This is a genomic window from Actinomadura scrupuli (genome assembly GCF_050971785.1).
Classification (GTDB): Bacteria; Actinomycetota; Actinomycetes; order Streptosporangiales; family Streptosporangiaceae; genus Actinomadura_E; species Actinomadura_E scrupuli.
Map to the genome: position 1 here is coordinate 513,611 of NZ_JBPCCU010000005.1, position 26,562 is coordinate 540,172.

Genomic DNA, 26,562 nt, shown 5'->3' on the forward strand with positions numbered 1-26,562 from the left:
TCTTTCGATCAAGCCGGGTTTCCGCCAGTGATATTGCACTGTGCTCTTTTTGCGACGAACGCCGGAAAACCTGTTGATCGCATCCGGAAGACTGGCGGGGTGCTACTGACCATCTCCACCACGGTGTCGCCCGCGACCGACCTGGGCTTTCTGCTGTTCAAGCATCCGGGCCGGGTCCAGGCCTTCGAGCAGGCCTTCGGGACGGCGCATGTGTTCTATCCGGAGGCGTCCGGCGAGCGCTGCACCGTGGCGCTGCTGCTGGAGGTCGATCCGGTCCGGCTCGTACGGTCGCGCGGCAGGACCCCGGCCGGCTTCACGCTCGGCCAGTACGTCAACGACCGGCCCTACGCGGCGTCGTCGCTGCTGTCCTCGGCGATGGCCGGGGTCTTCCGCAGCGCGATGCGCGGCCGCTGCGACGCCCGGCCCGAGCTGGCCGGGACGGCGATCCCGCTGGAGATCGCACTGCCCGCGCTGCCCTGCCGCGGCGGCCCCGGGCTGGCGGCGGCCCTGTTCGAGCCGCTCGGCTGGCAGGTGCGCGCCGAGCCCGTACCGCTGGACGAGGCGTTCCCCGCCTGGGGCGAGTCCCGCTATGTCGGGCTGACGCTCACCGGCACGGTCCGGCTGGCCGACGCGCTCAACCAGCTCTACGTGCTCCTGCCGGTGCTCGACGACTCCAAGCACTACTGGGTGGCGCCGGACGAGGTCGACAAGCTCATCCGGGCCGGCGACGGCTGGCTGGCGGCCCATCCCGAGCGCGGCCGCATCACCCGCAGGTACCTCGCCGACCGGCGCACCCTGGTGCGCACCGCGCTCGACCGGCTGGCCGAGGTGGACGACGCCGTCGAAGGCGAGCTGGAGCGGGGACCCCTCGAGGAGGAACCGGCCCCCCGGGACGGCGACACGACAGGTGACGCGGCTGGCGACCCGACAGGCGACACGGCCGATGACGCCGTGGGCGGCCTCGCCGGTGACGCGGTGCCGGACGAGCCCGCGGCGCCGCCCGTGCCACTGGCGGAGCGGCGCCTCGAGGCGGTGATCGGGGCACTGCACGCCGAGCAGGCCCGCCGCGTGATCGACCTGGGCTGCGGCTCCGGCAACCTGCTGCGGCGGCTCCTTCAGGACCCGGTGTTCGACCGGGTCACCGGCGCCGACGTGTCGCACCGGGCGGTCACTGTCGCGGTGCGCAGGCTGCGGCCGGACCGGCTGCCACGCCCGCAGGCCGAGCGGCTGACCGTCTTCCAGGGCGCCCTGACCTACACCGACGAACGGTTCCGGGGATACGACGCGGCGGTGCTCATGGAGGTCATCGAGCACGTCGACCAGCCCCGGCTGCCCGCGGTGGAACGCGTGGTGTTCGGCGACGCCCGGCCCCGATCGGTCATCGTGACCACCCCCAACGTGGAGTACAACGTGCGTTACGAAGGTCTGGCGGAGGGCGCCCGCAGGCACCCAGACCACCGGTTCGAGTGGACCCGGGCGGAGTTCCGGGAGTGGGCCGGGCGGGTGACGGAGACCTACGGCTACGGCGTCCGGTTCCTCCCCGTGGGCGACGACGACCCCGAGGTCGGCCCGCCCACGCAGCTCGCCGTCTTCACGCTGGGAGGAGGATCATGACCGAGCTGCGCCTCCCCGAGATGGGCCTGGTCGTGCTGGTCGGCGTGTCCGGGTCGGGCAAGTCGCACTTCGCCCGCAGGCACTTCGCGCCCACCCAGGTGGTCTCCTCGGACTACTGCCGGGGCGTGGTCGCCGACGACGAGAACGACCAGTCGGCCACCGGCGACGCCTTCGACCTGCTGCACTACATCGTCCGCAAGCGGCTGAAGCGCGGGCTGCTGACCGTGGTCGACGCCACCAACGTGCAGCCCAAGGCGCGGCAGAGCCTGCTGCGGCTGGCCAAGGACAACGACGTCCTCGCCGTCGCGATCGTCTTCGACGTGCCCGAGCAGGTGGCCCGTGCCCGTAACGCGGTCCGCACGGACCGCGACCTGCCGGACCACGTCGTCCCCCGGCAGCGCGGCGAGCTGCACCGGGGCCTGCGCGGGCTGGGCCGCGAGTTCAAGCGCTCGTACGTGATGCGGAGCGTCGAGGAGATCGACGCCGCCACCGTCACGTACGAGAAGGCGTGGACCGACAAGCGTGAGGTGACCGGGCCCTTCGACCTCATCGGCGACGTGCACGGCTGCCGTGCCGAGCTCGAGGAGCTCCTGACCACCCTGGGCTACGCGCTGGAGCGGGACCCGCTCGGCCGGCCCGTCGGCGCCCGGCACCCCGCGGGCCGCACCGCCGTGTTCGTCGGCGACCTGGTCGACCGGGGACCCGACAGCCCCGGGGTGGTACGGCTCGTCATGGGCATGGTGGCCGCCGGCACGGCCCTGTGCGTCTCCGGCAACCACGAGAACAAGCTGGTGCGGGCGCTCAAGGGCCGCAAGGTGACCGTCGGCCACGGGCTGGAGCTCTCGCTGGAGCAGTTCGCCGCCGAGCCGGCCGGCTTCCAGGCCGAGGCGCTCGCCTTCATGGACGGCCTGATCAGCCACTACGTGCTGGACGGCGGTGCCCTGGTGGTCGCGCACGCCGGGCTCAAGGAGGACTACCACGGGCGCGCCTCCGGCCGGGTCCGGTCGTTCGCGCTGTACGGCGACACGACCGGCGAGACCGACGAGTACGGGCTGCCGGTGCGCTACCCGTGGGCCCTGGACTACCGGGGCCGGGCCACGGTCGTCTACGGCCACACGCCCGTGCCCGAGCCGGAATGGATCAACAACACGATCTGCCTGGACACCGGCTGCGTGTTCGGCGGCAAGCTGACCGCGCTGCGCTACCCGGAGCGTGAGCTGGTCGGGCGGCCGGCGCACCAGGTCTGGTACGAACCGACCCGGCCGCTGCACGCCGAGCGGGCCGCCGCCCCCGGCGCCCGCCGCGAGCCCGACGTGTTGAAGATCGATGACGTGCTGGGCGAGGACGGAGCGCTCGGCCACTCCACCGAGCCGACGGTCTTCCACAACCACGGCGTCGAGACCCGGCTGCTCGGCCGGGTGACGGTCCGGGACGAGAACTCGCGGGCCGCGCTCGAGGTCATGAGCCGGTTCGCCGTGGACGCGCGCTGGCTGGTCTACCTGCCGCCGACCATGGCGCCCACCGCGACCTCCGCGCTGCCCGGCCATCTCGAACACCCCGCCGAGGCGTTCGCGGCCTACCGGGATCAGGGCGTCGGGCGGCTGGTGTGCGAGGAGAAGCACATGGGCTCGCGTGCCGTCGTGGTCGTCTGCCGGGACGAGACCGTGGCCGCCGAGCGCTTCGGCGTGACGGACGGCTCCACCGGAGCGATCTTCACCCGTACCGGCCGGCCGTTCTTCACCGACCCGGCGCTCGGGGCGAGGGTGCTGGGCCGGGTCGCCGCCGCGGCCGGCGCCGCCGGGCTGTGGGACGAGCTGTCGACCGGCTGGCTGGTGCTCGACTGCGAGCTCATGCCCTGGTCGGCCAAGGCGGCCGAGCTGATCCGCACCCAGTACGCGACGACCGGCGCCGCCGCCCGCGCGTCGCTGCCCGCGGCCGTCGCGGCGCTGGACCGGGCGGCCGGGCGCGGGCTGGACGTCGGCGCCTTGCGCGACCGGGTGGCCCGCCGCGAGGTGAACGCCGGGCTGTTCCGGGACGCCTACGCCCGCTACTGCTGGCCGGTGGACGGCCTGGCGGGGCTGCGGCTCGCGCCGTTCCAGGTCCTCGCGGGGGAGGGCGTCACCTACGCCACCGCCCGCGACCACCTGTGGCATCTGTCCGTCGCGGACCGGCTGGCGGCCACCGACGACCTCTTCGTCCGTACGGAGTCGTACGTGCTGGAGCCGGAGCCGGAGCCGGAGCCGGAGGCGGGGGCTGAGGCGGGGGCTCGGGGCGGGGCCGCGGCCGGGCCGCCGGAGGGCGGCGGGAGCCTGGCGGGCGCGATCGCGTGGTGGGAGCGGCTCACCGCGTCCGGTGGCGAGGGCATGGTCGTCAAGCCGCTGCCCGGCGGCCCATCGGACCGGCCGGTGCCGGACGGCTCGGCGCCGGGCACCGGCCCGTCGCGCGGGTTCGTCCAGCCGGGGCTCAAGGTCCGGGGCCGGGAGTACCTGCGCATCATCTACGGACCGGACTACACCGAACCCGGCAACCTGGACCGGCTACGGGACCGCTCGCTCGGCCGCAAGCGGTCACTGGCCACCCGGGAGTACGCGCTCGGGCTGGAGGCGCTGGACCGGCTGACCGCCGGGGAACCGCTGTGGCGGGTGCACCAGGCGGTCTTCGCGGTGCTCGCCCTCGAGTCCGAGCCCGTCGACCCGCGCCTGTGACCCGGCTCTCGCACCGGCCCCGGGATCGGGGCGCGGGCGAGGCCGGACGCTTCGCGGCTTCGCGTGATCATGACACCGGCGGGCGTGCTTGACTGGCGGCGTGCATGAAGCAGGGCTCTTCGCCGACCTCGTCGCGCTCGGCCGTAAGGCCGCGGCCCGCCCGGGCGAGGTCGCGGCTCACGACGGTGCGGCTCACGGTGCGGCGCACGACGGTGCGGCCGGTCAGGACGGCGCCGAGCCCGTGCTGTTGTCCGACCGCCGGGGCGTGCTCGTCGTGCGGGTCGGTGACGTGGTGGTGAAGGCCCATCCGACCCGTACCGACGCGGGCGGCCTGGTCGTGCGGACCAGGGTCGCCGCGGACCCGCTGCTGGCCGGCCTGCTCGTGCCGCCGCTGGCGGACGCCCCGATCCGCCTGGGCGACCGGCTGGTGACCCTGTGGCCGGCCGGGTCGCCCGTCGATCCCGACGGGGAGGCGCCGTGGGAGCGGGGCGCGGCGCTGCTCGCCGGGCTGCACGCCGTCGCGCCGGCCCGGCTCGCCGCCGGTGCCGAGCTGCCGGGATGGGCCGGGCCCGCCCGGGTGGCGCGGGCCGTCGGCCGGCTCACCGTGGACGACGACGTGACCGCCGTGATCCGGGAGGCCTTCGCGGGGCTGCCCCCGTGGTCCCGCGGCGACGCCGTACCGCCCCGGCCCGGCGTGCTGGTGCACGGTGACTGGCATCTCGGCCAGCTCATCCGCACCCCGGGGGCGGACTGGCGGCTCATCGACGTCGACGACCTCGGGATCGGCGACCCCTGCTGGGACCTGGCCCGGCCCGCCGCGCTGTACGCCGCCGGGGTCCTGCCCACCGGGATCTGGGAGCGGTTCCTCACCGCGTACCGCCGGGCGGGCGGGTGCGCCGTCCCCGCCACCGGAGACCCGTGGCCCGCGCTGGACGTGCCGGCGCGGGCGCTGACGGTCCAGATGGCCGCGGTGAGCGTCCTGTACGCCTACGAGGGCGACCGCATGCTGGACGAGACCGCCACGGCACTCGTCGACACGTGCCGCCGAATCAGCGCTGGCGGCGAGCCCGAATGACATAGAGTTCGGTTAAATTTGACCTTTGCTCAGGGGTCTCCGAGGGGAAGGTGGCCGACCACGATGCAATGCCCCAAGTGCCGCGGCAATATGCGCACCTACGACCGCAACGGCATCCACATCGAGCAGTGCGAGAACTGCCGGGGGATCTTCCTGGACTACGGCGAGCTGGAGTCCCTGACCCGGCTCGAGACCCAGTGGCGCCAGGCCCCGCCCCCGCCCCCCGCGCAGGCCCCGGCCTGGGGTGCTCCCCAGCCCGGCTACCACCAGCCCCACTACGGCCACCACAACAAGCGGCACGGCAGCTTCTTCCACTCGCTCTTCTCCTCCTGAGAACGCGTCCCCGCTCCGGCGTGGTCATGGAGTCCATGACCACGCCGGACGCGTTCCCGGGGGTGCCGCCGGCCGGGATCAGCCGTCGTAGACCTCGAACTCCCAGGGCGAGTAGCCGTACTTGGTGTACCGGGTGGTGCCGTAGAACCGCACGTACCTGGCGTTGCGCGGGGTGAACACGATGTTGTCCACTCCGCCGTTGCCACTGGCGGTGGTGTAGACGGTGGTCCAGGTCTTGGCGTCGCCGGAGGTCTGGATCTTGTAGGCCTTGCCGTAGGCCGCCTCCCAGCGCAGGATCGCGCGTCCGACCTTCTTGCTGGCCCCCAGGTCCACCTGGAGCCACTGCGGCGACGCGAACTTGCTGGACCAGCGGGTCGTCATCTTCCCGTCGACCGCGTACGAGCCCGGGTACGCCGTGGACTGCGTACTCGACACCTTCACCGGCCGCTTCAACGCGAGGTTGGCCTTGCGGACGAATTGGGCCGTGCAGGTGACGCCGGTGCCCGGGACCGTGATGTTGTGGGTGGCCTGGGTGCTGGGCGTCGCGTCACAGCCGCTCCAGGTGCCGAACTGATACACCTGATCGCTCAGTACCTGTGGCTGCGGCGCGCTGATGGAGATCTGCGATCCGATGATCTCGGGTCGTTCGAGCGGTGCGGTACCGGCCTGGTCGACGAACGCGACGCGCGCCCCGGCGGGCGAGGTGGCGAGCTTGACCGGGACGGTCTGCGGATACAGCGACACGCTCCGGGTGGTGGAGAGCCCCTCGGCGTCGGTCGCCTTGAGCCTCAACTCGAGGTACGACGGGTACTCGTGGTCGGGGGCGTTGAGCTGGCCCTCGGTCCCGTAGAAGTGCGTGACCACGTGCTCGTGACAGTCGCTCGGGCAGTGGTGGATGATCTCCGTCCAGTCCAGCTGGTCGCCGGACAACGGCTGCCCCTGCTGGTCGGTGACCGTGGCCTTGTACGTGATCGGATCCCCGACCTTCCACTTGGCGTCCGGCGCGGGGGAGTCGATCGTCACGGTGGGGGCGGAGTAACCGGGGGTCACCAGCGCCTCCGCGATGTCCACCGCGCCGTGGTTGTCGGTCACCTGCACCCTTGCCGTGATCTTCCCCTTGGCGTCGTAGGTCCTGGACACCTGCGGGCCGGTCAGGTCCTGGGCCGGGTCGGCCGGGTCCTTGTCCCACTGCCCGTCGCCGTCGAGGTCCCACCTGTAGGTGAGGATGTCGTTGGGGTTGACATCGGTGGACCCGCCTGCGTCGAAGTTCACCTTCAGCGGCACGTCCCCGCCGGTCGGGTCGGCCGCGATGGCGGCCAGCGGCGGGTTGTTGACGCCGTTGTAGATGTAGCGGACGATCTTGCCGTTCGCGATGTCGACCCCGTAGATGTCGCCACCGGGTCCGGTCTGCAGGTCGACCAGGCCGCCGGTGAGACCGGAGGCGAAGACCTTCACGCTCGTGGGGACGGGCAGCCCGGCGGCGTCGGCCGTCATCGTCCAGATGCACTTGCGGCTGTAGTCGGTGAAGAACAGCGCGCCCTTGTACGCCGGCGGGTAGGAGGTGCCGGGGCCACCGGGATAGAACGCGAGCCCCGTGATGGCGGAGGACTTGCCGGGAGTGCACGTGGCCGGATCGTTCGCGTACACCTTCGAGGCGTGCTTGTAGGTGAAGTACGGGCCGGCGGTGCCGCCCGTCTTGTACAGGCCCTCGCAGAGCGTGAGGTTGGCGGCGTCGTAGCCGGGCATCCTGGCGGCGCCCTCGTAGCAGGGCCACCCGAAGTTGGTCACCTTGGCGGTGGGGTTGGGGATCCGGTTGATCTCCTCCCAGGTGTTCATGCCGACCTCGCCGATCCAGAGCTCGCTGGTGCCGGGCCGGAAGGCGAACCGATACGGATTGCGCAGGCCCTGGGCGATCAGCCGCTTGGCGTTGGCGTCGTGACCGGCGCTGTTGGGGTTGCCCGCGGCCGGGCTGCCCGGCACCGGCGTGCCGGAGTTGCTGTCGGGGTTGACGCGGATGATCCCGCCGTCCAGCGTCGTGGGGTCGTTGGGAGTGAGCAGGTCCTGGGAGCGCAGCGCGCCGCCTTCGCCGTTGGGCGCGGTGGTGGGGGTGCCGGCCTTGGTGGGCGGATCGCCGCAGGGGTTCTTCGCCTGGCCGTAGTCGGTGTAGCCGTAGCTGGCTCCGTCACCACCGCTGACGTACAGCATCCCGTCCTTGCCGAAGGTGATCGTGCCTCCGGAATGGCTGGGGAACTGCTGGCACCAGTCCTCGAGCAGGACCTTCTCCGTCAGGCCGCCGACGCGCGCGCCACTGGCCGGGTCGGCGGGCACCAGCACGGAGACGCGCCCGGACACCAGGCAGCCGTCCGTGGTGGGGCCGGGCGGGGTCGGGCAGTTCTCGCTGGTGCCGCCGTCGTTGGAGGGCCACTTCGGTGCTTGTGCGCCGATCGCCGCGTTGTAGACGTAGTGGACGTAGACCCGGGGGTCGCTGGGGAAGTTCGGCGCGAGCGCGAGCCCGAGCAGCCCGCGGTCCAGGAAGTTCATCACCTGTTTCCGCAGGTCGGCGAAGACCGCGCCCGACGAGGTGTCGGCGAGCGAGGAGAACACCTTGACGATGCCGCTCTTCTCCGCCACGAACACCCGCCCGTCCGGGGAGAACCCCAGGCTGGTCGGCGCGACCAGGCCGGTGAACGGCAGGGTCGTCTGCTGGAACTTGTCCGGCAGCACCACGGCGGCCCGAGCGGAGTCGCTCCGGGCCAGGTTGACGACGGCGACCAGGGGGATCACCAGCAGTACCGCGATCAGTACTCGCGTGCGGAGGCCCATGATCTTCAGTGATCGTGCGAGCACAGACAGTCCTTCACAGCCGGGGGGGAATGCCGTTTTTACCGGTCAAGCCGTTGTACCGGAGATACCGCATCCGTTGTGCCGGATCGTGATTGGGACCGACTGTGGCCAAAAAGTAAACGCAGGGCCGGGCATGTGCGTCCCCCGCCGGTGCCCCCGCTCGTGGCCGAGCGGAGCGGGGGCCTGGGGGCGAACGGGGAGTCAGGCGCGGATGGCGCGCCGCATGCCGAGCGGGACCACCAGCGTCAGGATGATCTGCATGTACGCGCAGGTCTGGATGAGCCCGTCCGCGCCGGGCACCCCCACGGCGTAGCAGCTCAGGCAGCAGACGGAGAAGGCGATCCACAGCAGCACCAGGACGGCGCTGGGGCCGTGCGGCTTCGGGAAGGTGATCCTGCTGACCATCATCGCAGCCACCCCCGCGATCGCGAGCGCGGCGGGGATGACCGGCGGATCGAGCAGCACGATCGACACCACGGTGAGCGCGCCCATCGGGCAGGGCAGGCCGCAGAAGACGCCGCACTCCCCGGGCACCGCCGCGAAGCGGGCCAGCCGCAGCACGACGGCGAGCATGCACAGCGTGGCGGCGCCGATGGCGAACAGGCGCTCGGCCGGGTTGGCAGCCGAGTGCGAGCCCCAGGCGACCACCAGGAACGCCGGGGCGAGCCCGAAGCTGATGGCGTCGGCCAGGTTGTCCAGGTGCGCGCCCATGACCGAGCCGCCGAGCCGCCGGGCCAGCGGCCCGTCGAGCAGGTCGCAGGCCGCTCCGATCAGCAGCAGCATGATGGCGGTGGCGGGCAGCCGGGAGTCCATCAGCGCGCCGCCGCTGGCCGACGGGTCGTGCAGCAGCGCGGCGACGCTGCAGATGGCCAGGAAACCGCAGGCCGCGTTGCCGAGGGTGAACGCGTCCGCGATGGTCAGCCGATTGCGCAGGCCGGGATCGGCCTGCCTATGGTCTGCCTCGGTGTCGGTCATGGAACCTGCTACGGCCTCAGTCACGAGTTCGTTCCCGGTCGAGCCGGGTGACCCCGGCCACGGTCTTGTCGCCCACGCTGACGGCGGGTTCGACCCCCGGCGGCAGGTAGACGTCCACGCGCGAGCCGAACCGGATCAGCCCGATCCGGCGGCCCCGCTCGATCTTGTCGCCGATGCCGAGGTAGGGGACGATCCGGCGGACCATGGCCCCGGCGATCTGCACGACCTCCAGCTCGCCGAGCTCGGTGTCGAAGATCCACACCATCCGCTCGTTGCGGTCGCTGTCCTTGTCGAACGCGGGCAGGAACCCGCCGGGCCGGTGCGTGATCGACACCACGGAGCCGTCGGCGGGCGCGCGGTTCACATGGACGTTGAGCGGGTTCATGAACGTCGCCACCCGGGTCCGCCCGTCCGGCCACGCGTCGATGCTCTGCACGACCCCGTCGGCCGATGCCAGCAGTCCCTCGCCGGTGGCCTGCCGGTCAGGATCCCGGAAGAACCACAGCAGGCCCCCGGTCACGGCCACCGCAGGCAGGGCGAGCGCCCGTCCTCCAGTGGACCGCCGGGTCAGCCAGGCCGCGGCCAGACTGGCCGCGGCGGCGGGTAGCAGCCAGGAGGGGGTCCCGGCAGCCAGGGTCGGCCGTCGCGTCGGAGACGCCAATGGTTACCTCGCCAGATTACGGTGCGATATAGATCAGCGGGACACTACATGAAAGTGGTGCAAAGTGCCGGTAGATCCCGGTGGTCGTGCACGGATACAAGTCCGCGAGTAAGTAGTCCAGCGTACTATCCCGCGGACGCTCAGTGGGGCCACTCGGCACCGCTTGACCGCACAAGGGGTGCTCGCTAAATTCCCGGCAGGGTTAGGAAATGTTCCTAACTAATAATCCGCCGGGGGAAGAACGCGCCAGCGAGAGGCCTTCCACATGAGAGCAGCCCTGCCCGTGCCGAGATCGGCCGCGACGGCCACCGCCGCCGCCTGCCTCTTCCTTGCGCTCGCGGGACCGTCCGCGCCCGCGCTGTCCGCGACCGCCGCCGGCCGGGCGCCCGGCGACCAGGTGCGCGTCGATCAGGTGGGGTACGCCGCCGCGGAGCGCAAACTGGCCTACCTCATGACCAGCGGCGCGGGCCGGGCGCGGTTCACCGTCGTCGACCGCGCCGGGCACCCGGTGCTCACCGGCCGGGCCGGGGCGGACCGCGGCGCCTGGAACACGCGCTATCCCCACGTGCGCGCACTGGACCTGTCGGCCCTGCGCCGGCCGGGGGAGTACCGCGTGGTGGTCGGCGGGGTGAGCTCGCCGCCGTTCCAGGTGTCCTCGGCCCGGCTGTTCGGTGCCCCCGCCGGGGACGCCGCGGGCTTCTTCGGCACCCAGCGCGACGGCGCCCACGTCCTGCCGGGTGAGTTGCGCCGCCGGCCCGCCCATCTGAACGACCGGTCCGCGCAGATCTACGACTGGCCGGTCTTCACCGGGCCGGACACCGACGAGACCACCGGTGAGCTCACAGAGGCCGGCGGCCGGGTGGACGTGGAGGGCGGCTGGTTCGACGCCGGGGACTTCCTGAAGTTCACCCACAGCACGGCGTTCGCCACCACGCTGCTGGAGGCCGCCGGCCGCGACGGCAACCGCGCGGCCGGCACCGAGGCGCGGCACGGGCTGGCCTGGCTGGACAAGATGTGGGACGGCCGGACCAAGACCCTCTACCTCCAGGTCGGCATCGGGTCGGGCAACGCGGAGGGCACGTACGTCGGTGACCACGACCTCTGGCGGCTGCCCGAACGTGACGACACCGACCCGGCCCCGGGCCACCGGTTCATCCGGCACCGGCCGGTGTTCCGCGCGGCGGCGCCCGGCGCGAAGATCAGCCCCAACCTGGCGGGGCGGGTCACCGCGGCGTTCGCGCTGGCCGCGCAGACCGAGCCGGATCCGGCCCGGGCCCGCGCCCGGCTCCGTACGGCCGCCGAGGTCTACGCGCAGGCCCGCACGACCGGCGTGGGGCAGCTGGTCACCGCGCTGCCGCACGACTTCTACCCCGAGTCGGTCTGGCACGACGACATGGAGCTGGGCGGGGCCGAGCTGGCGCTGGCCGCGATCAGGCTGCACGACCCGCGGGCGGCCGGCTGGTTGCGGCAGTCGGCGGACTGGGCCCGGCGGTACATCGGGCACGACGGCGGCGACACCTTCAACCTCTACGACACCAGTGCCCTCGCGCACGCCGACCTGATCCGGGCCATGCGGGCGATGCACGCCGCGCCCGTGCCGGAGAGCCTGCCGGCCGGGGACCTCAGGGCCCAGCTCGCGCTCGGTGCCGGACGGGCCGCCGCCGACCCGTTCGGCGCGGGCACCGTCTACGACGACTTCGACGCGGTCCCGCACGCCTTCGGCCTGGCCGCCACCGCCCGGCTGTACCGGCAGGTCTCCGGGGACCGGACCTACGACGCCTTCGGCACCGGCCAGCGCGACTGGGTGTTCGGTGCCAACGCCTGGGGCGTCTCCTTCATGATCGGGCAGGGGCGTACCTTCGAGCGCTGCCCGCAGCACGTCGTCGCCAACCTCAACGGGCGGCTCGACGGGCGCCGCCCGGTCCTCACCGGCGCGGTGGTCAACGGCCCCAACGACTCCGGGCTGTTCGACGAGGGGCTGGGCGACCACTCCGAGGGCATGCGGCCCTGCCCGCCGGACGGGGCGGACCGGTACGCGGTGTTCACCGGCCACGGCAGCCGCTACGTGGACGACGTGCGTTCCTGGCAGACCTCCGAGCCCGCCCTCGACTTCACCGCGCTGGGCGCCTACGCGCTGACGTTGGCGAGCCGGTAAATGCGTTGCCCCTGACCCGGCGGCTGCGGCACAGTGGTGCCCAGACGGAACAGTGGAACGGCGGAACGGAAGGGGACGGACATGCAGATCATGCGACACCGTCATATGCCCCGTCCCGGGCCGTTCCTCGCGACCTGACGCACGACGCGTCGGCACGCCGAAGACCGCCCGCGGATCCCGGATCCGTACGGGCGGTCTCTTCGTCTCCCGGGCCCGCGACTCCCGGCGATCCGGGCGGCCGGGCCTCCCGGCGGGGAGGAGTGCTGGTGCGCTCGACGGCCTCATGAACCGTTCAAGGCGGGTTCGATTCCCGCCCCCGCTACGCAGTGCCCCGTCTCCGTGGTGCAGAGGACGGCACACCTGGTTGCGAACCAGGAGACCGCAGGTTCGAATCCTGCCGGAGACACTGCGCCGGGCTCTCTCGGAGCCCGGCCATGGCGACCGTGGTGTAGTGGTCTGCACACCAGGTTGTGGCCCTGGAAGGACTCGGTTCGATCCCGGTCGGTCGCCCTCGGAACAGCATCAGCCCCGGACGTCGTTCACCGGCCGGTCGTGGACGGCCACGGGCGGGACCGCCGGCCGGTCCGGCAGGTCTCGGTGCCGGCGCAGCGGCCCGATCAGCAGGATCAGCCCGGTCAGGGCCAGCCCGCTCGTGATGGACCACATGGCCGGGCGGACGCCCAGCGCGGTGCCGAGCGCCCCACCGAGCAGCGCCCCGAGCGGGATGGTGCCGTAGCTGACCAGCTGCATGCTCACCGTGACCCGGCCGAGCAGGTCGTGCGGGCTGTACGTCTGCCGGAAGCTTCCCTTGAGCACGTTGCCCGCCGCGACCCCGGCACCGACGACGAACCCGCCGGCGGCCGTCAGGGCCAGGCCCGCCCCCGGCGTCGTGAGCGGGATCAGCAGCCCGAACGGCGCCGCGCCCATCTCGGCGGCGAGCAGGCTGCGGGCCGATCCGAAGCGACGGGCCAGGGCGGTGGCCGAGGCGGCACCGAGCACCCCGCCGAGGCTCGTCGCGACGGCGAGGCCGCCGACCACCCCCGGGCCCACCCCGACCTCGCGGACCAGGAAGACGACCAGGATCGACTGGTAACCGACCAACCCGATGTTGCTCAGTGCCGCGAACAGGGCCAGCACCCGCAGGTAGGGGTCCCGGGCCACGAACCGGAGGCCCTCGCCGATCTCCTGACGCACCGTGCTGTTTCGCCGGGCACGCCTGCGGCGGGGCTCGCGGGCCCGGATCGCCAGCAGGCAGAGCGCCGAGACGAGGAAGCTCGCCGCGTCGAGGAGCAGCGCGTCCACCACACCTGCGAGCTGGGTGACCAGGCCGACCGCACCCGGACCGCCGACCTGGGCGGCGGCCTCGGTCGCCTGCACCTTGGCGTTGCCCTCGGCCACCTCCTCGCGGTCCAGCAGGGACGGCAGATAGACCTGGTAGGCCGTCTGGAAGAAGACACTCGCGGTGCCGGCGCCCAGCGCGACGGCCAGCAGGTGACCGATGGTCAGCCGATTCAGCCAGCCGGCGACCGGGACGCTGAGCAGGAGCAGCAGGGCGGCCAGATCGCAGGCGACCATCACCGGCCGCCGCGGCAGGCGGTCCACCCAGGCGCCGGCCGGCAGGCCGATGAGCAGCCAGGGCAGCCAGGCCGCCGCGGAGAGCAGCGCCACCTGAAAGGTGCTCGCGTCGAGCGTGGCGACCGCGACCAGCGGCAGGGCCAGGCCGGTCACGCTGCTGCCCAGCTTGCTGACGGTCTGGCCGAGCCAGAGCCGCCGGAAATCCCGGTGCCGGAACAGGCCGCCCGGCCGGCGCGGGGCGCGCGGCGGCGCGAGGCCGGTGGCGGTCACGGCTGCGCCGGCACGCCATGCGCGAACAGGAAGACCGGCTCGCGGGCCTGCCCGTCGTCGGGCGGATTCCGCCGCCCCCACCGGTCGAGCACCGCGAGGATCTCCCGCTCGAGTTCGTTGAGCTCGGCGGGGGTCAGGTGCAGCCACTTGTCGGCGGAGAAGGCCGCCCCGTTCCACGCCGGGCGTTCCTCCCTGACGGCGTACCAGGCGCGGACCAGGCCGACCTGCCGGTCGAGGGCGAGCGAGACCGCCGCGTTGGCCACCGCCTGCCGGGCCGGGTCGTCGTCGAAGTCGCCGGTCACCCAGCGGAGTTCCGGTGCGACCAGCCGCCACCAGCGTTCGCGGCGGTCCTTGGCGAGTTCCGGTGCCTCCACGATCAGGCCCGCGGCGCCGAGCACCTTCAGGTGGTGGCTGACGTTGGCCACCGCCTGGCCGGTCCGGCCGGCGAGGGCGCTGGCGGTGGCCGGGCCGTACACCTTGAGCACGTCCATGAGGCGCCGGCGGAGCGGGTGCGACATCGCGGCGAGCACCCGGGAGTCGGTCACCTTGGGAACGTCTGGGTCGATCATGGGGCGATGGTGACACCCGCAACGGACATTGCGCAACTTTCATTGCGCAATGTCCGTTGAAGAATCCCGGACGAGGGGTCCGGCCCTCGGCCCGGCGGCGAAACACCCTGGCGGTGCCCGCCGCACGGCGGGTACAGTGACCGGCATGTCGCACTTTTAGGGCCCCGCACCCCGCCTCTACCTGATCACCCGCGTCGATCTCCCCTCCGGGACGCAGGTCTGTCAGGTGGCGCACGCGGCTTTCGAGTTCGCGCTCGCTCATCCCGCCCTCGTCGACGACTGGCACACCACCTCGAACACCGTGGTCGTGCTCGCCACGTCCGACGAGCTCTCCCTCGGCCGGCTGTGCGATGACGCGTCGGCAGCAGGTCTTCGTGCCGTCAGGTTCCACGAACCGGATCTCGACGGCGCGCTGACCGCTGCCGCACTGGAGCCCGCCGCCCGCCGGCTGGTCTCCCGCCTCCCGCTCGCCCTCTCGCGAGGAGAGGAGGTGAGAACATGACCACTCACATCGACGCCCCCGACCTGCGCGCTCAGCTCGTGGAACTCGTCGCCGAACGAGATGCCCTGCGCGCCCAGCTCGCAGGGGACCTGCCCGCGGCCACCGCCTGGCTGCAGCGCAAGGTCTGGCGGCAGGCCGCCGCACTCGACGCGCTGAACCGCCGTGTCGTCACGCAACGGTTCGTGCTGCGGACCGTGGACCGGCTCGGCCGGTCCCTGACCGCGCAGGAGTACCGGGCCGCCCGGGCCCAGGTCGCGAACACGCGGTTGCGTGACCGGATCGACGACCCGGACGCCGGCTGAGCCGTGCCCGTCCGGGTGGTGCCCGCCGGCCGGACACCACCCGCGCGATCCGGCACGATGGGGTGACCGGCGTACGCCGGTCACCTCTCCGCCCCAGGGGCCCGACGGCCGGGCAGCCGCCTCTAAAGCGGCGCGCAGTGGGTTCGATTCCCACCTGGGGCACGATCCGCGCCGGCGGAGACGCGCCTCCGCTTCCGCCCGCCCGCCGGCCGCCGGGCGGTCATTAGGCTGGGGCGGTGGTCTCACCCCCCGAGAGCGCCCTGCCCCGTGCCCTGCGAGACGTCCACGTCCGCGCCGGCACCCCGACCAACTGCGGCGGCATCGCCCTGGTCGTCCTGGACGTCGAGCCGCCGGCGGCGGGCGCGGCGCAGGCGCCGGGCTGGGAGTTCGTCAGCGACCTTGCACCCGGGGAACTGCCCGAGGAGTACGTGGCGGAGCTGAGGGAAGGTGTCCGGGAGGCCGTGGAGGAGTCCTCCGTCGCCGTCCGGGTCCGGCTGCGCCGGGCACTGGACCATCCGGACTCGCGCGAGTCGCGTTTCCGGCAGGCGGGACGGCTGGTCGTCCTGGAGGCGCTCAAGCACGCGGGCGGAGTGCCGGCGTGGGCCGCGCGGGAGGTTCCGCCACGGCGGGAGAGACCGTCCTTCGGCGGTGGGTACAACGGGTGCTGCGTCTCGGCGGCGGGGGATCACTGGGGCTTCACCACCTACTGGCTGGCGGAGCTGTGGAGGCGGCGCGACCCTCCGGTCGCGCGGCGGCCGTCCCGGGGCTACGAGCTGACGCTGCGAGTGCCCCGCCACCCGGACGACGCGCGCCCGCCCGGGTGGGGCTTCACGCTGCTGAACACCCTGGAGTTCACCGGCTGGAACCAGCACCACACGGTCGGGGACGGGCGGTGGCTGGATCTCGGCCGGCCGCTGGCCCGCGGGCGTGCCACGGAACTGACCGGGCTGGCCTTCGTCGACGACCCGCTGTCGCCGGGGACGGACGGCCCGCACGGCAGGGCCGACTTCCTGCTCGCCGTCGGGGTCACCGCCGCCGAGATGGCGTGGATGGAGCGCGACGGCGTGGGCGCGGTGCTCGGTGAGCTGTCCGCCGGCGACCCGCTGCTGATCACCGATCTCGGCCGGCCGTCCGTGATCTAGGCATCGGGCGGTTCAGGTGAGTGCCCGGGCGCGGTGGACGGGGGGAGCGTCCGGGTACAGAAGGCGCAGCCCGGTGCGCGCGAGCGTGTGCGCGTCCTCGGCCGGCGTGGCGAGATCCCATTCGAGGTAGACCTTGTCACCGTCGTGACATCCGAAGCTGGTCGAGACGCACAGCAGCGGCTCGTGCTCGATCAGGTGACCTTCGCGGATGATGTCGTGGCCGAAGACCGCGACCCGGCAGCGCGGGTGCAGCGCGCGCAGGAAGCCGTAGGCGCGCTCGGCGGTGGTGGTGCGGGCCCACAGCAGCGCGCCCAGCGGCCCGCTGCCGATCATCTCGTGCAGCGGCGTCGTCTCGTGGCCGTCCAGGCGGACCGCTTCGAGATCCGCGGCGCTGGTGATCCGGGCGGCCGGTGCGGCATGGGTGAGCGCGAGCCGCGCCCGGGCCGCGTACGCCGCCAGCGGCCATCCGCTCAGCCACCGGCGGACGCCGGCGAATTCCCCCGGGCCCCACGAGCCTTCCAGGTGCCCGGCCTCGTCGTCGTGGAACTTCGACAGCCGGGGGCCGCCCAGGTGGGCGTGTTCGTGGTTGCCGAGCAGGTAGTGCACCTGGCCCGGGAACCGCTGCTGCAGCCGCCGCGCCTCGTCCAGCAGCTCGCGGGATCGATCCGTGTAGTAGTCGCCCAGGTGACGGGGCCAGTCCGGCGCCGCGATCGCCGGTCCGTGCACGAGGTCGCCGCAGATCACCAGTCGCGGGGGCACGGGCTCGGTGTCGGTGAGGGCGACGAACCGGGCCGCCAGGGCGCGGAAGTCCGCGAGGTTGCCGTGCAGATCCGTGGCGGCCAGCAGGACGCCCTCGTCGGGAAGGGTGACCACACGGGACATGTCGGTCATGGTAACCCGAGGACGGCCCGCCGGCGGGGTGGCCGGAGGTCAGCCCGGGACGGCCTCCGCGCCCGGACCGGGCAGCACGTCGAGGTCGGTGGCGCGCATCGGCCGGTCGCACACCGAGCAGTGCAGCTCGACATGGCTGATCTCGCCGCAGGCGTGGTGGCGGTAGAGCACCGGCGGGCCGGCCTCGCCCGCCGTCCACCGGTCGCCCCAGCGCACCATCACCAGCAGCAGGTCACAGAGCTCCAGGCCCTTGGCGGTCAGGGCGTACTCGTGGCGCGGCGGCCGGCTCGAGTACGGCCGCCGCTCGAGGATGCCGTGGCCGGCCAGCCACGTGAGCCGCTCGGTGAGCACCTTGCGCGAGATGCCCAGACTCTGCTGGAGCTGCTCGAAGCGGTTGATGCCGACGTAGAGGTTCCGCAGGATCAGCGGCGACCACGGCTCACCGATCACATCCAGGGTGCGGGCGATCGAGCAGGCCATGTCGCCGAATCGGGTGCGCTGCATGGACGCAGTCTAGGCGACAGAGTTCCCTCAAGGAACTATCTCTGTTAGCGTCGGACTCGTTAGTTCCTTAAGGGAATGCTCTGAAGGGAGCGCGTCATGGACCGGCCCCAGGTCGTCTCGGCACAGGAGTGGCAGGCCGCGCGGGAGGCGCTGCTGGTCAAGGAGAAGGCGCACACCCGCGCCCTGGACGCGCTGGCGGCCGAGCGGCGCAGGATGCCCATGGTGCGGCTGGACGGGAAATACCGGTTCACCGCGCCGGACCGTACGGCGGCCGGGCTCGCGGACCTGTTCCAGGGCCGCCGCCAGCTGGTCGTCTACCACTTCATGCTCGCGCCCGGCCAGGACTGGCTCTGCGGCGGCTGCAGCTCGTTCACCGACAACATCGCCGACCAGTCGCACCTCAACGCCCGGGACACCACGCTGATCCTCATGTCCCGCGCGCCGCAGGAGGAGATCGACGTCGTCCGGCGGCGGATGGGCTGGACGGTGCCGTGGTACTCCGACGACGGCGGCGACTTCAGCGACGACCTCGGGCTGGGCGGCGGCTTCGGGCTGAGCGTGCTGCTGCGCGACGGCGACGAGGTCTTCCGGACCTACTTCACCACCGCGCGCGGGGTGGACCGCCTCCGGCTGGACTTCAACCTGCTCGACCTGACCCCGTACGGCCGGCAGGAGCAGTGGGAGGACTCACCGGAGGGCTGGCCGCAGGACCCGACGATGAGCTGGATCAAGATCCGCGACGAGTACGACTCCTAGCCGCTTCGACGTCGCCGGAGCCTGGAGTGGTCGCGGTCACCGGCGCCGCCGGGCTGCTGACCATCGCGTCGCCGGCCGAGGCGGCCTCGGCGGTCCAGATCTACCGGGTGTACTACAACTCGCCGGGCACCGACACCCGCAGCAACTCCAGCCTCAACGCCGAGTACGTCGTGCTGAAGAACACCGGCTCCAGCGGCAAGTCCCTGAAGGGCTGGACGCTGCGCGACAAGTCCCGCCACGTCTACACGTTCCCGGCCTTCACCCTGGGCGCCAAGAAGTACGTCACCATCCACACCGGGCGCGGTACCAGGACCGGCACCCACCTGTACTGGGGGTCACGCGCCTACATCTGGAACAACACCGGCGACACCGCCTACCTGCGCTACGCGGGCGGAACCGCCGCCGACAGCTGCTCATGGGGGAGCAGCGGATCCTCGAAGTACTGCTGACGGCCTGCGGGCGGCGTCGCGCGATGACGCCGCCGAGCCGGGGCGGCGGGTCTCGGGGGCCGGAGCCGGCGGCGGCTCCGGCCCCCGAGACTCGAAGACGCCACCTTTTCAGCCCCTCGTGCCCGGTCGGTGATCAGGAATGGGCGAGGGCCTCCCAGCGCGGGCCGCGGAGATAGCGGGGCCGCCACACCGCGCGGTAGAGCAGCCGCACGGGCGGGGGCAGATAGCCGAGGACCTTGCGGCGCGTCTCGTCCGCGGCCCCGTCCAGCAGCCAGGGGAAGAAGGAGGCGGCGCCCCTGATGCCGAGCTGCCGGCGCTGCTCGGCGCCGAAGGCCTCCCACTCCCCGGCGGTGAGCAGGCCGGCCACCAGGGGCAGCGCCCTCTCCTCCTCGTGGTCGCAGTGCGCGGTCAGGGCGTCGGCCAGCCGCCGTGCGTGCCCCGCCGTCTGAGGCCCCGGGGCCGGGGTGGCCAGTGCCGCGTCGAGGGTGTCGAGCAGCGAGGTGAGGCCGGTGTGCTCGTTCTCCATCAGGTCCAGCACCGCGAGCTCGGCGGGCATGCCGGCCACCTTGGCCCGCAGGACGGGCCACAGGTGGGTGTCCTCGGCGGTGTGGTGGATGTGGAGGTAGGTCTTGAACCGTTCCCAGCCGGCGCGGACGGCGGGGTCGCCGGTGACTCCGCGCTCGGCCAGGGAACTGAGGCTGTCCAGGTCCCGCTGGAAGGCGTCGTGGACCGCGTACATCATCGTCGTGTCGTTCCGGTGACGTTCGCCGGATTCGGTGGTGTTGCTCACGAGGGACTCCTCATGGTCGGGCGCCGGTGAGAGCGCGGCGGGTGTGAGCGGGGGCGGATCGTCGCGGGTCATGCGACGAGGGAGCCGGCCGGAACCTGCTCGGCCGGCTGCTCGGTCTCCCCGCGCGAGTTGGTGGCGCGCAGGCCGATGACGGCGGCGGCGACCAGGAAGACGCTGGCCACCAGCAGCGCGCGCTGGAAGCCGGAGGTGAACGCGTCGAGCTGGGGACGGTGGGCGGCCAGCTCGTGCTTGGTGCGGGACGTGGCGATCGCGGTGAAGATCGCGAGGCCGAGCGCGCCACCGAGCTGCTGGGAGGTGTTGAGCAGGGCCGCGGCCAGCCCGGCCTTGTCCGCCGGTACGCCGGCGTTCGCGGCGGTGGTGACGCCGACGAAGATGCCACCGAGGCCGAAGGACATGATCACCAGGCCGGGCAGCAGGTCGGTGAGGTAGGAGCCGTCGACGGGGATCCGCGACAGCCAGTAGATGCCGGCGGCGGCGATCAGGGCTCCGGCGACGATCACGGGGCGCGTGCCGACGCGGCCGAAGAGCTTGGAGGCGATTCCCGCGGCGATGCCGACCCCGAGGCACACCGGGAGGAAGGCGGAGCCGGCCGTGATCTCGGAGTAGCCGAGGACGTCCTGCATGTAGAGGGTGATGAAGAAGAACATCGACAGGAAGCCGGCGACTCCGATCAACTGCGTGACGTTGGCGGCTCCCAGCCCCCTGATGCGGAAGATCGACAGGGGCATGAGCGGGTTACCGATCACCTGCTCGTTGACCACGAACGCGATCAGCAGGGCCGCGGCCCCCGTGAGCTCGAGGACCGTGCGGCCCGAGGCCCACCCCTGGTCGGGTGCCTTCACCAGCGCGTAGACCAGCAGGAGCATGCCGCCGGTCGCCAGCACGGCCCCGAGAACGTCGAAGCTCCCGCGCGCCGTACGCCGTCGCCCGCCCGGGATCAGCCGGGGAATCGCGACGAGGACCAGCGCGCAGACCGGCAGGTTGACGAAGAAGACCCAGCGCCAGCCGGGACCCTCGGTGAGGACGCCGCCGAAGAAGACGCCTGCGGCGGACGCCAGCCCGCCGGTGGCTCCCCAGGCGCCCATCGCCTTGTGCCGGTCCGGGCCCTCCACGAACGTGGTGGTGAGGATCGAGAGCGCCGCCGGCAGCATCATCGCCGCCCCGATGCCCTGGGCGAGACGCGCTCCGGTCAGGATCCCCGAGGTGCCCGCCAGCCCGCCCGCGAGCGAGGCGATCGCGATCAGCGACGTACCGGCGACGAGCACGCGGCGCCGGCCGAGCAGGTCGGCGGCACGGCCGCCCAGCAGCATGAAGCCGCCGTAGGTCAGCAGATATCCGCTGGGGATCCACAGCAGGTTCTGCACCGACAGTTCCAGATCGCGCTGGATCGAGGGGAGCGCGACGTTGACGATCGAGGCGTCGATGAAGTCGATGAACGCCACGGCGCACAGCAGGAGCAGGGTGAGCCTGCCACGGCGGGTACCGAGGAAGGGCGGATCATTGGTCTCTGTGGTCACGGGGGACTTCCTTCGCCCTCTGGTCGTGCGATTACGGTGGGTGTGAACCCCTTCGCGACCTAAGAGAGAGCCCGGCGCGGTGAGCGTGACATCAGCGGCCACCGGTGAGGTCCAGCTCACATTCCTGGTGTGGATGTCACACTTCGGCGCCGCCACACCTCTCAGGGAGGACCGCGAAAACCGGAGGCCCGCCCATGTCCGACAACCCGCCCGGCAACCCTGACGGCACCGGCACCCGGGAGACCGCGGTGCCCGCCGGCACCGCGGACCCCTGCGCGGACACCGCCACGCAGGTGTTCGCCGACCACCGCGAGCTGCTGTTCTCCGTCGTCTACAACCTGCTCGGCAGCGTCGCCGACACCGAGGACGTACTGCAGGACACCTGGCTGTCGTGGGCGCCCAGAAGCCGAGCGCCGGGCGCCGAGGAGATCGTCAACCCGCGCGCCTACCTGGTGCGCATCGCGGTGAACGCCGCGCTGTCCCGGCGGGCGGCCATCAGCCGGCGCCGCGAGGTCTACGTCGGGCCGTGGCTGCCCGAACCCCTGGTCAACACCGACGCCGGCGGGCCCGACGCCGCCGACCCCACCCTGCGCGCCGAGTCGGTGTCGATCGCGCTGCTGGTGGTCCTGGAAACCCTCACCCCGCTGGAACGCGCGGTCTTCGTCCTGCACGAGGTGTTCGGCTACGCCCACACCGAGATCGCCGACATCCTCGACCGCACCCCGGCGGCCGTACGCCAGCTCGCCCACCGCGCCCGCGAGCACGTGCAGGCCCGCCGCCCGCGCTACCGGACCGACCCGCGCGTCCGGCAGCAGGTGACCGAGCGGTTCGTCGCCGCCGCGCTCGGCGGTGACCTCGGCGCACTGATGGAGATCCTCGCGCCGGAGGTGACCCTGTGGACCGACGGCGGCGGCAAGGTCAGGACCGCGGCCCTGCGCCCGGTGCACGGCCGCGACAAGGTCGCCCGCCTGCTCGCAGGCGGCACCGACCGCGCCCCCGAGGACCTCGACATCCGCTACCGGTCCGTCAACGGCGACCCCTCCGCGCTGCTGTTCTCGGCCGACGCCCCCTTCGCCGTCATGGTCATCGACCTCAACCCGGAGGGCGACCGGGTGTCGGGGATCTACGCGGTCTTCAACCCCGAGAAACTGACCCACGTCCCGCGGGAGGACGCCCCTGCTCCTCCCGTCACCGCCGGCGAGTAGTCCCGCGGCCCGCCGGATCCGGCAGGATGACGGGCATGGCGACCGACCAGAACGACGTCCTCCGGCTGGAAGACCATCCGCCGACGGTCTCCACGGGGGCGGCCTCGCATGGTGGTGTGCGAGGCGTCACCTCCCTCGCCGTGCTGGTCCTCCTGGCCGCGGGGTGCGGCACCGAGAAGGCCCAGGACCCGAGCGTACGGGTGTCCCATTCGGCCGTCCCGGGCGTCGCCCCGGAGCTCGTCCACGTCCTCGGGGCGAAGGGCTACACCCTCGCCGCAGGCGGTGAGGGCCCCTACGGCGCCGACGGCTTCCAAGCCGTCTACACCTCCGGCCGGACGATCCTGAAACTGACGGTGGAGCCCCGTACGCTCACCGCGAAGACCTGCCCCGCCCTGCCGATCCCGGACGCCGCCGGCCCTGTCACCTGCACCCACGCCGCCGACGGCTGGTACCGCACCACCGCGGACCACCGGGAGTACGCCCTGACCCGAGGCGGCGACCTCCTGATCCGCCTCAGCACCGGCCAGGCCTTGTCACGCAAGACCCTGCACACGCTCGCCCTGGCCGTCCGGCCCGCCGCTCCCGCCGCTCCCGGCGGCAGCGGTGCACCGTCCGCCCCGCCGCCCCGCGGCGACATCCCCACCACCGGTGACGGCGCCCCCGTCAACTCCGTCGGCCCCGGCGGCTGACCGGCGAGGGCGCTGGGGGGCGCTGGGGCCCGCCTCGCTCACAACATGGCCAGGTGCGCTTCCACGTAGGGGACGGCGACCGTTTCCAGGCCGCCCACCGAGCCGAACGCGGGGTGCACGTTGACCTCGAACACCACGCCGCCGTTCTCGACGGCCAGGTCGACGCCGCCGAACGGAAGCCCGAGGGACTTGGTGGCGGAGATCGCCAGGTCGTAGAGGTCAGGGGACAGGTCGTCGACCGCCACCAGGGTCGAACTCGCCCCATTGATCTCGTTGCAGGCCTCGTCCGGTCGGGCCTGTACGTGTTCGCACGCCCGTACGACGCGCCCGTCCAGCACGACCACACGGAACTGGTGGCGCAGCCCGTCCCGATCGAAGTTGTTCGCGTCCTCGGCCACCAGCCAGTCCAGGCCTGCCGTGGCGTAGTAGCGGGCCGCGTCGCGAAGCTGCTCGTGCGTGGTGACGTGGAAGACGTCCTTGCCGCCCATGCCGACAGTCGGCCGCGCCCAGACGTCCCCGCCGAGTCGCTCGAAGGCGGTGGCGGCCCGTTCCGGGGTCGGCCCGGACAGGCTGATGGTCCTCATCTGCGGGATGCCGTCGAGCGCGAAGCGTTCCACCGTGAGGTCCTTCTCGGTGGCCGCCCGCCACGCGTCGGCGTCGAGGCCGAGCGAGACCGCACCGTACCGGCGTAACAGCCGCTGGCACGCCTCGAAGCGCCGGCGCGCGGCGGGCGGGATCTCGTAGATGAGCACGGCCGACGGGGTCACCGCGACGGCCTCGGCCGGCACCTCGAGCCTGAGCGCTCCGTCCACGACCTGCGCGCGGCCGCTCCCGCCGGTCATGAAGTGCCGTGCGTCGATCAGTACGGGCGGTCGCCCGGTGACCATCTCGACGGCGGTGGCCAGGGTGGCCCGGCTGCCCTCGGTCGAGCTGTGATCGGTCATCAGGACGACTTGAGCTGCACCCATGTGGGCTCTCGTTTCTCTGCAGGCTCGCGCCGCGGCGCGGGAGGGGCTCCCTGCTCACGAAGGCGGTACCCCCAGGCTTACACCACGTCAGGGGGTCCGCCGGCTCCCATGTCCGTTAGCGGACCCCGAAGGAGCCGATGGGCAGTACGTTCTCGGATGAACTGGCAACCGATCTGAAGGACCCGGAATTTCAAAAGGGCCCTGCACGGCAGGCGGGCTGCCGTGCAGGGCGGGTGGATTGGTGCACTGTGTGTGCGGGTGCGGCCGAATTACGGGCGCAGCACCCACAGATTCCAGTCGATCGCGCTGGACCGGCATTGATACTGGGTCCATTCGCCGCGCTGGATGCCGTTCTGACCTTCTTCGATGCAGCCGGCGTGGGTCCAGTAGTCGTCGAAGAACTCCCAGCCGCTGGCCGTGATCGGAGCCTGCCGGTGCACAGGAGCGCCGGGCTCCTGGGCGTACGCGGTGGCCGGAGCGGCCGCGAGCAGCCCGAGGACACCGCACGCGCTCACGGCGAGCGCTCTACGCCAGATCTTCCGCCTGGCACGACGATCGAGCATCTTCTCCTCCTTGTCACTCAGAGCATCTGATGCATTGCATTCTGTTATCGTCGGCAGACTCTGGGCATCCGTGAAATCACTGACATTCGGCTCCGGCTGGGTCGACTCGGGGATGAGGCTCTCAACCCCGGCTGCGGAAACGGCGATGCAGATCCCGTACCTGCTCTGACAGCTCGGCGATCGGGCCCTCCACCGGGATACCGGGGACGATCGCACCGATCGGCAGGCTCCGCACGGGAGACGGGGGAACCCCCAGCTCCGTGAGCCAGGCCGTCAGCTGTTCGGAGGAGCTGACGTACACGATGCGCCCCAGCCCGACCCAGCCGTGCGCGGCGGCGCACATCGGGCAGTGCTCGCCCGAGGTGAAGACGGTCGCCGCGGCCCGCTCCTGCGAGGTCAGGTTGGCCGCGGCCCAGCGGGCCAGCTCGAACTCGGGATGGCGGGTCTGGTCGCCCATCGTCGTCTCCCGGTTGCGATCCTCGGCGAGGACGGTCCCGTCGGCGGCGGCGAGTACGGAGCCGAACGGCTCGTCGCCCGCCTCCAGGGCCTCGGCCGCCAGCTCCACGCACCGGCGCAGGTGCCGCAGTTCGTCGTCGTAGGTCATCGTGTTTCCGTTCGCTGGTGAGGCGTGCCCGGGTTCCAGAGTGCGGACACGGTCGCGAGCGCCTGCCACGCCGGCTGCGGGTGGAGCGTCTCGCGGGGGTCGCCGTTGAAGGGGTCGAGCAGGGCGGTGTCGGCACCGAGGAGGCGCAGTTGTTCGAGGTCGTCGAGGATCTGGTCGATCGTGCCCTCGCCGGCGAGCCGCCCGGGGCCGGTGATCGGTGACCGGGTGAGCCGCAGGGCAATACGGGGGGCCAGGGCGGGTACGGGTCGTCGCCGCTCATCGGCCTCGGCCTTCATCCGGTCCAGCGCCTCGCGCAGCCAGCCGAGGGTGAACCGCAGGGGATGCCATGCCTCGCCGAATCGCACGGCCCGGCGCAGGCCGGCATCGCTGTTGCCGCCGACCCAGATCGGGATCCGCCCGCCGCGGTAGTCCGCGTCGTCGTCCCAGGCGGCCAGGATCGCCCGTAGATGATCGTCGGTCAGCGCCCCGCGCCGCTCGAACGGAACTCCGAGGGCCTCGAACTCCTGCCGCGCCCAGCCGACCCCCACGCCGAGGACCAGCCGTCCACCGCTGAGATCGTTGAGGTTGGCGGCCATGCGGGCGACGAGCAGTGGATGCCGGTACGGGACGATGAGCACCGTGGTCCCCAGCCGGATCCGGCGGGTGGCGCCGGCCAGCCAGGCGAGGGTCGTGAAGGGCTCGTAGAACGGCGCCGGGTACTGCTGCGCCACGTCGGGTGTCACCGCGAGGTGGTCGGAGACCATCAGCAGGTCGAAGCCGAGACCCTCCACCGTCTGGGCCCAGTCGCGCAGCCTGGCGGGATCGGTGCCGGGCCCGAAATTCGGGACGTTCACGCCGAGTCGCACCTGTTCAGGCTATCGAG

25 protein-coding genes and 3 tRNA genes are annotated in these 26,562 nt (G+C 72.4%); 15 read left to right on the forward strand and 13 right to left on the reverse strand.

Annotated elements, in window-relative coordinates; all coding sequences use genetic code 11:
• The first annotated feature begins 99 nt into the window (after positions 1-99).
• The 4 genes from ACRYCC_RS24935 (at position 100) to ACRYCC_RS24950 (ending at position 5,727) form a co-directional block, all read left to right on the forward strand.
• Positions 100-1,614 carry a 3' terminal RNA ribose 2'-O-methyltransferase Hen1 gene (locus ACRYCC_RS24935; RefSeq protein ID WP_433815861.1) on the forward strand — a complete coding sequence of 505 codons (1,515 nt, stop codon included), beginning with the start codon at positions 100-102 and terminating at the stop codon, positions 1,612-1,614.
• Positions 1,611-4,319, forward strand: a complete 2,709-nt coding sequence (locus ACRYCC_RS24940) for a polynucleotide kinase-phosphatase (RefSeq protein WP_433815863.1) — start codon at positions 1,611-1,613, stop codon at positions 4,317-4,319. Before ACRYCC_RS24935 ends, ACRYCC_RS24940 begins: the two co-directional genes overlap by 4 nt.
• A gap of 100 nt (positions 4,320-4,419) precedes the next feature.
• Positions 4,420-5,394, forward strand: a complete 975-nt coding sequence (locus tag ACRYCC_RS24945) for a phosphotransferase family protein (protein ID WP_433815865.1) — start codon at positions 4,420-4,422, stop codon at positions 5,392-5,394.
• A 63-nt stretch (positions 5,395-5,457) separates the two neighbouring features.
• On the forward strand, positions 5,458-5,727 hold the full coding sequence (locus ACRYCC_RS24950) for a TFIIB-type zinc ribbon-containing protein (RefSeq protein ID WP_433815867.1): 270 nt from the start codon (positions 5,458-5,460) through the stop codon (positions 5,725-5,727).
• 78 nt (positions 5,728-5,805) lie between these two features.
• Here ACRYCC_RS24950 and ACRYCC_RS24955 read toward each other — a convergent pair whose 3' ends face one another.
• From ACRYCC_RS24955 to ACRYCC_RS24965, 3 genes are all read right to left on the reverse strand, one after another.
• Entirely contained in the window at positions 5,806-8,574 is a 2,769-nt protein-coding gene (locus ACRYCC_RS24955; protein ID WP_433815869.1) for a discoidin domain-containing protein, read from the reverse strand.
• Between the two features lie 198 nt (positions 8,575-8,772).
• A complete protein-coding gene (locus tag ACRYCC_RS24960; RefSeq protein ID WP_433815870.1) occupies positions 8,773-9,546 on the reverse strand; it encodes a CDP-alcohol phosphatidyltransferase family protein in 774 nt (257 codons plus the stop codon).
• Between the two features lie 16 nt (positions 9,547-9,562).
• Complete coding sequence (locus tag ACRYCC_RS24965; RefSeq protein WP_433815872.1) at positions 9,563-10,207, reverse strand: phosphatidylserine decarboxylase; 645 nt, start codon at positions 10,205-10,207, stop codon at positions 9,563-9,565.
• 265 nt (positions 10,208-10,472) lie between these two features.
• Between ACRYCC_RS24965 and ACRYCC_RS24970 the strand changes: the two genes are divergently transcribed.
• The 4 genes from ACRYCC_RS24970 to ACRYCC_RS24985 all read left to right on the forward strand — a co-directional run bounded on the left by ACRYCC_RS24970 (position 10,473) and on the right by ACRYCC_RS24985 (position 12,872).
• A complete protein-coding gene (locus tag ACRYCC_RS24970) occupies positions 10,473-12,362 on the forward strand; it encodes a glycoside hydrolase family 9 protein (RefSeq protein WP_433815874.1) in 1,890 nt (629 codons plus the stop codon).
• A 249-nt stretch (positions 12,363-12,611) separates the two neighbouring features.
• Positions 12,612-12,684, forward strand: a tRNA-Ile gene (locus ACRYCC_RS24975).
• Positions 12,685-12,695: 11 nt separating this feature from the next.
• Positions 12,696-12,768 (forward strand) — tRNA-Arg (locus ACRYCC_RS24980).
• A gap of 31 nt (positions 12,769-12,799) precedes the next feature.
• Positions 12,800-12,872: transfer RNA gene (locus ACRYCC_RS24985), tRNA-His, on the forward strand.
• Positions 12,873-12,884: 12 nt separating this feature from the next.
• On the opposite strand, the gene ACRYCC_RS24990 is transcribed toward ACRYCC_RS24985, so the two are convergent.
• Together ACRYCC_RS24990 and ACRYCC_RS24995 are read right to left on the reverse strand one after the other, a co-directional pair.
• Entirely contained in the window at positions 12,885-14,207 is a 1,323-nt protein-coding gene (locus tag ACRYCC_RS24990) for an MFS transporter (RefSeq protein WP_433815875.1), read from the reverse strand.
• Entirely contained in the window at positions 14,204-14,776 is a 573-nt protein-coding gene (locus ACRYCC_RS24995; protein WP_433815877.1) for an ArsR/SmtB family transcription factor, read from the reverse strand. The genes ACRYCC_RS24990 and ACRYCC_RS24995 overlap by 4 nt, the downstream gene beginning before the upstream one ends.
• Before the next feature lie 184 nt (positions 14,777-14,960).
• Here ACRYCC_RS24995 and ACRYCC_RS25000 point away from each other — a divergent pair, with 184 nt between their 5' ends.
• The 3 genes from ACRYCC_RS25000 (at position 14,961) to ACRYCC_RS25010 (ending at position 16,722) form a co-directional block, all read left to right on the forward strand.
• A complete protein-coding gene (locus ACRYCC_RS25000) occupies positions 14,961-15,278 on the forward strand; it encodes a peptidyl-tRNA hydrolase (protein ID WP_433816055.1) in 318 nt (105 codons plus the stop codon).
• The gene (locus ACRYCC_RS25005) at positions 15,275-15,580 is read left to right on the forward strand and encodes a hypothetical protein (protein ID WP_433815879.1); all 306 of its coding nucleotides are present in this window, start codon (positions 15,275-15,277) and stop codon (positions 15,578-15,580) included. The genes ACRYCC_RS25000 and ACRYCC_RS25005 overlap by 4 nt, the downstream gene beginning before the upstream one ends.
• A 236-nt stretch (positions 15,581-15,816) precedes the next feature.
• Positions 15,817-16,722 carry a suppressor of fused domain protein gene (locus tag ACRYCC_RS25010; protein ID WP_433815881.1) on the forward strand — a complete coding sequence of 302 codons (906 nt, stop codon included), beginning with the start codon at positions 15,817-15,819 and terminating at the stop codon, positions 16,720-16,722.
• A 12-nt stretch (positions 16,723-16,734) separates the two neighbouring features.
• Here the strand turns inward: ACRYCC_RS25010 and ACRYCC_RS25015 are convergent, their stop codons facing one another.
• Positions 16,735-17,604, reverse strand: a complete 870-nt coding sequence (locus ACRYCC_RS25015) for a metallophosphoesterase (protein ID WP_433815883.1) — start codon at positions 17,602-17,604, stop codon at positions 16,735-16,737.
• 48 nt (positions 17,605-17,652) lie between these two features.
• Positions 17,653-18,117, reverse strand: coding sequence for a winged helix-turn-helix transcriptional regulator (locus tag ACRYCC_RS25020; protein ID WP_433815885.1), 465 nt, complete (start codon positions 18,115-18,117; stop codon positions 17,653-17,655).
• A gap of 96 nt (positions 18,118-18,213) precedes the next feature.
• On the opposite strand from ACRYCC_RS25020, the gene ACRYCC_RS25025 reads away from it, so the two are divergent.
• On the forward strand, positions 18,214-18,873 hold the full coding sequence (locus tag ACRYCC_RS25025) for a DUF899 domain-containing protein (RefSeq protein ID WP_433815887.1): 660 nt from the start codon (positions 18,214-18,216) through the stop codon (positions 18,871-18,873).
• Between the two features lie 26 nt (positions 18,874-18,899).
• Positions 18,900-19,322: a lamin tail domain-containing protein gene (locus tag ACRYCC_RS25030; protein ID WP_433815889.1), complete on the forward strand. Its 423-nt coding sequence runs from the start codon at positions 18,900-18,902 to the stop codon at positions 19,320-19,322.
• Positions 19,323-19,455: 133 nt separating this feature from the next.
• On the opposite strand, the gene ACRYCC_RS25035 is transcribed toward ACRYCC_RS25030, so the two are convergent.
• Together ACRYCC_RS25035 and ACRYCC_RS25040 are read right to left on the reverse strand one after the other, a co-directional pair.
• Positions 19,456-20,112: a hemerythrin domain-containing protein gene (locus ACRYCC_RS25035; RefSeq protein WP_433815890.1), complete on the reverse strand. Its 657-nt coding sequence runs from the start codon at positions 20,110-20,112 to the stop codon at positions 19,456-19,458.
• 68 nt (positions 20,113-20,180) lie between these two features.
• Positions 20,181-21,650 carry an MFS transporter gene (locus ACRYCC_RS25040; protein WP_433815891.1) on the reverse strand — a complete coding sequence of 490 codons (1,470 nt, stop codon included), beginning with the start codon at positions 21,648-21,650 and terminating at the stop codon, positions 20,181-20,183.
• A 194-nt stretch (positions 21,651-21,844) separates the two neighbouring features.
• Here ACRYCC_RS25040 and sigJ point away from each other — a divergent pair, with 194 nt between their 5' ends.
• Both sigJ and ACRYCC_RS25050 read left to right on the forward strand, forming a co-directional pair.
• On the forward strand, positions 21,845-22,855 hold the full coding sequence (sigJ, locus tag ACRYCC_RS25045) for an RNA polymerase sigma factor SigJ (RefSeq protein WP_433815893.1): 1,011 nt from the start codon (positions 21,845-21,847) through the stop codon (positions 22,853-22,855).
• Between the two features lie 35 nt (positions 22,856-22,890).
• Positions 22,891-23,544 (forward strand): hypothetical protein, encoded by a 654-nt coding sequence (locus tag ACRYCC_RS25050; RefSeq protein WP_433815894.1) that lies wholly within the window; start codon positions 22,891-22,893, stop codon positions 23,542-23,544.
• Between the two features lie 38 nt (positions 23,545-23,582).
• Here the strand turns inward: ACRYCC_RS25050 and ACRYCC_RS25055 are convergent, their stop codons facing one another.
• The 4 genes from ACRYCC_RS25055 to ACRYCC_RS25070 form a co-directional block, all read right to left on the reverse strand.
• Entirely contained in the window at positions 23,583-24,488 is a 906-nt protein-coding gene (locus ACRYCC_RS25055; protein WP_433815896.1) for an ATP-grasp domain-containing protein, read from the reverse strand.
• 293 nt (positions 24,489-24,781) lie between these two features.
• On the reverse strand, positions 24,782-25,075 hold the full coding sequence (locus ACRYCC_RS25060; RefSeq protein ID WP_433815898.1) for a hypothetical protein: 294 nt from the start codon (positions 25,073-25,075) through the stop codon (positions 24,782-24,784).
• 121 nt (positions 25,076-25,196) lie between these two features.
• Positions 25,197-25,679: a nucleoside deaminase gene (locus ACRYCC_RS25065; protein WP_433815900.1), complete on the reverse strand. Its 483-nt coding sequence runs from the start codon at positions 25,677-25,679 to the stop codon at positions 25,197-25,199.
• Positions 25,676-26,545, reverse strand: coding sequence for an LLM class flavin-dependent oxidoreductase (locus tag ACRYCC_RS25070; protein WP_433815901.1), 870 nt, complete (start codon positions 26,543-26,545; stop codon positions 25,676-25,678). Before ACRYCC_RS25070 ends, ACRYCC_RS25065 begins: the two co-directional genes overlap by 4 nt.
• Between the last annotated feature and the right edge of the window lie 17 nt (positions 26,546-26,562).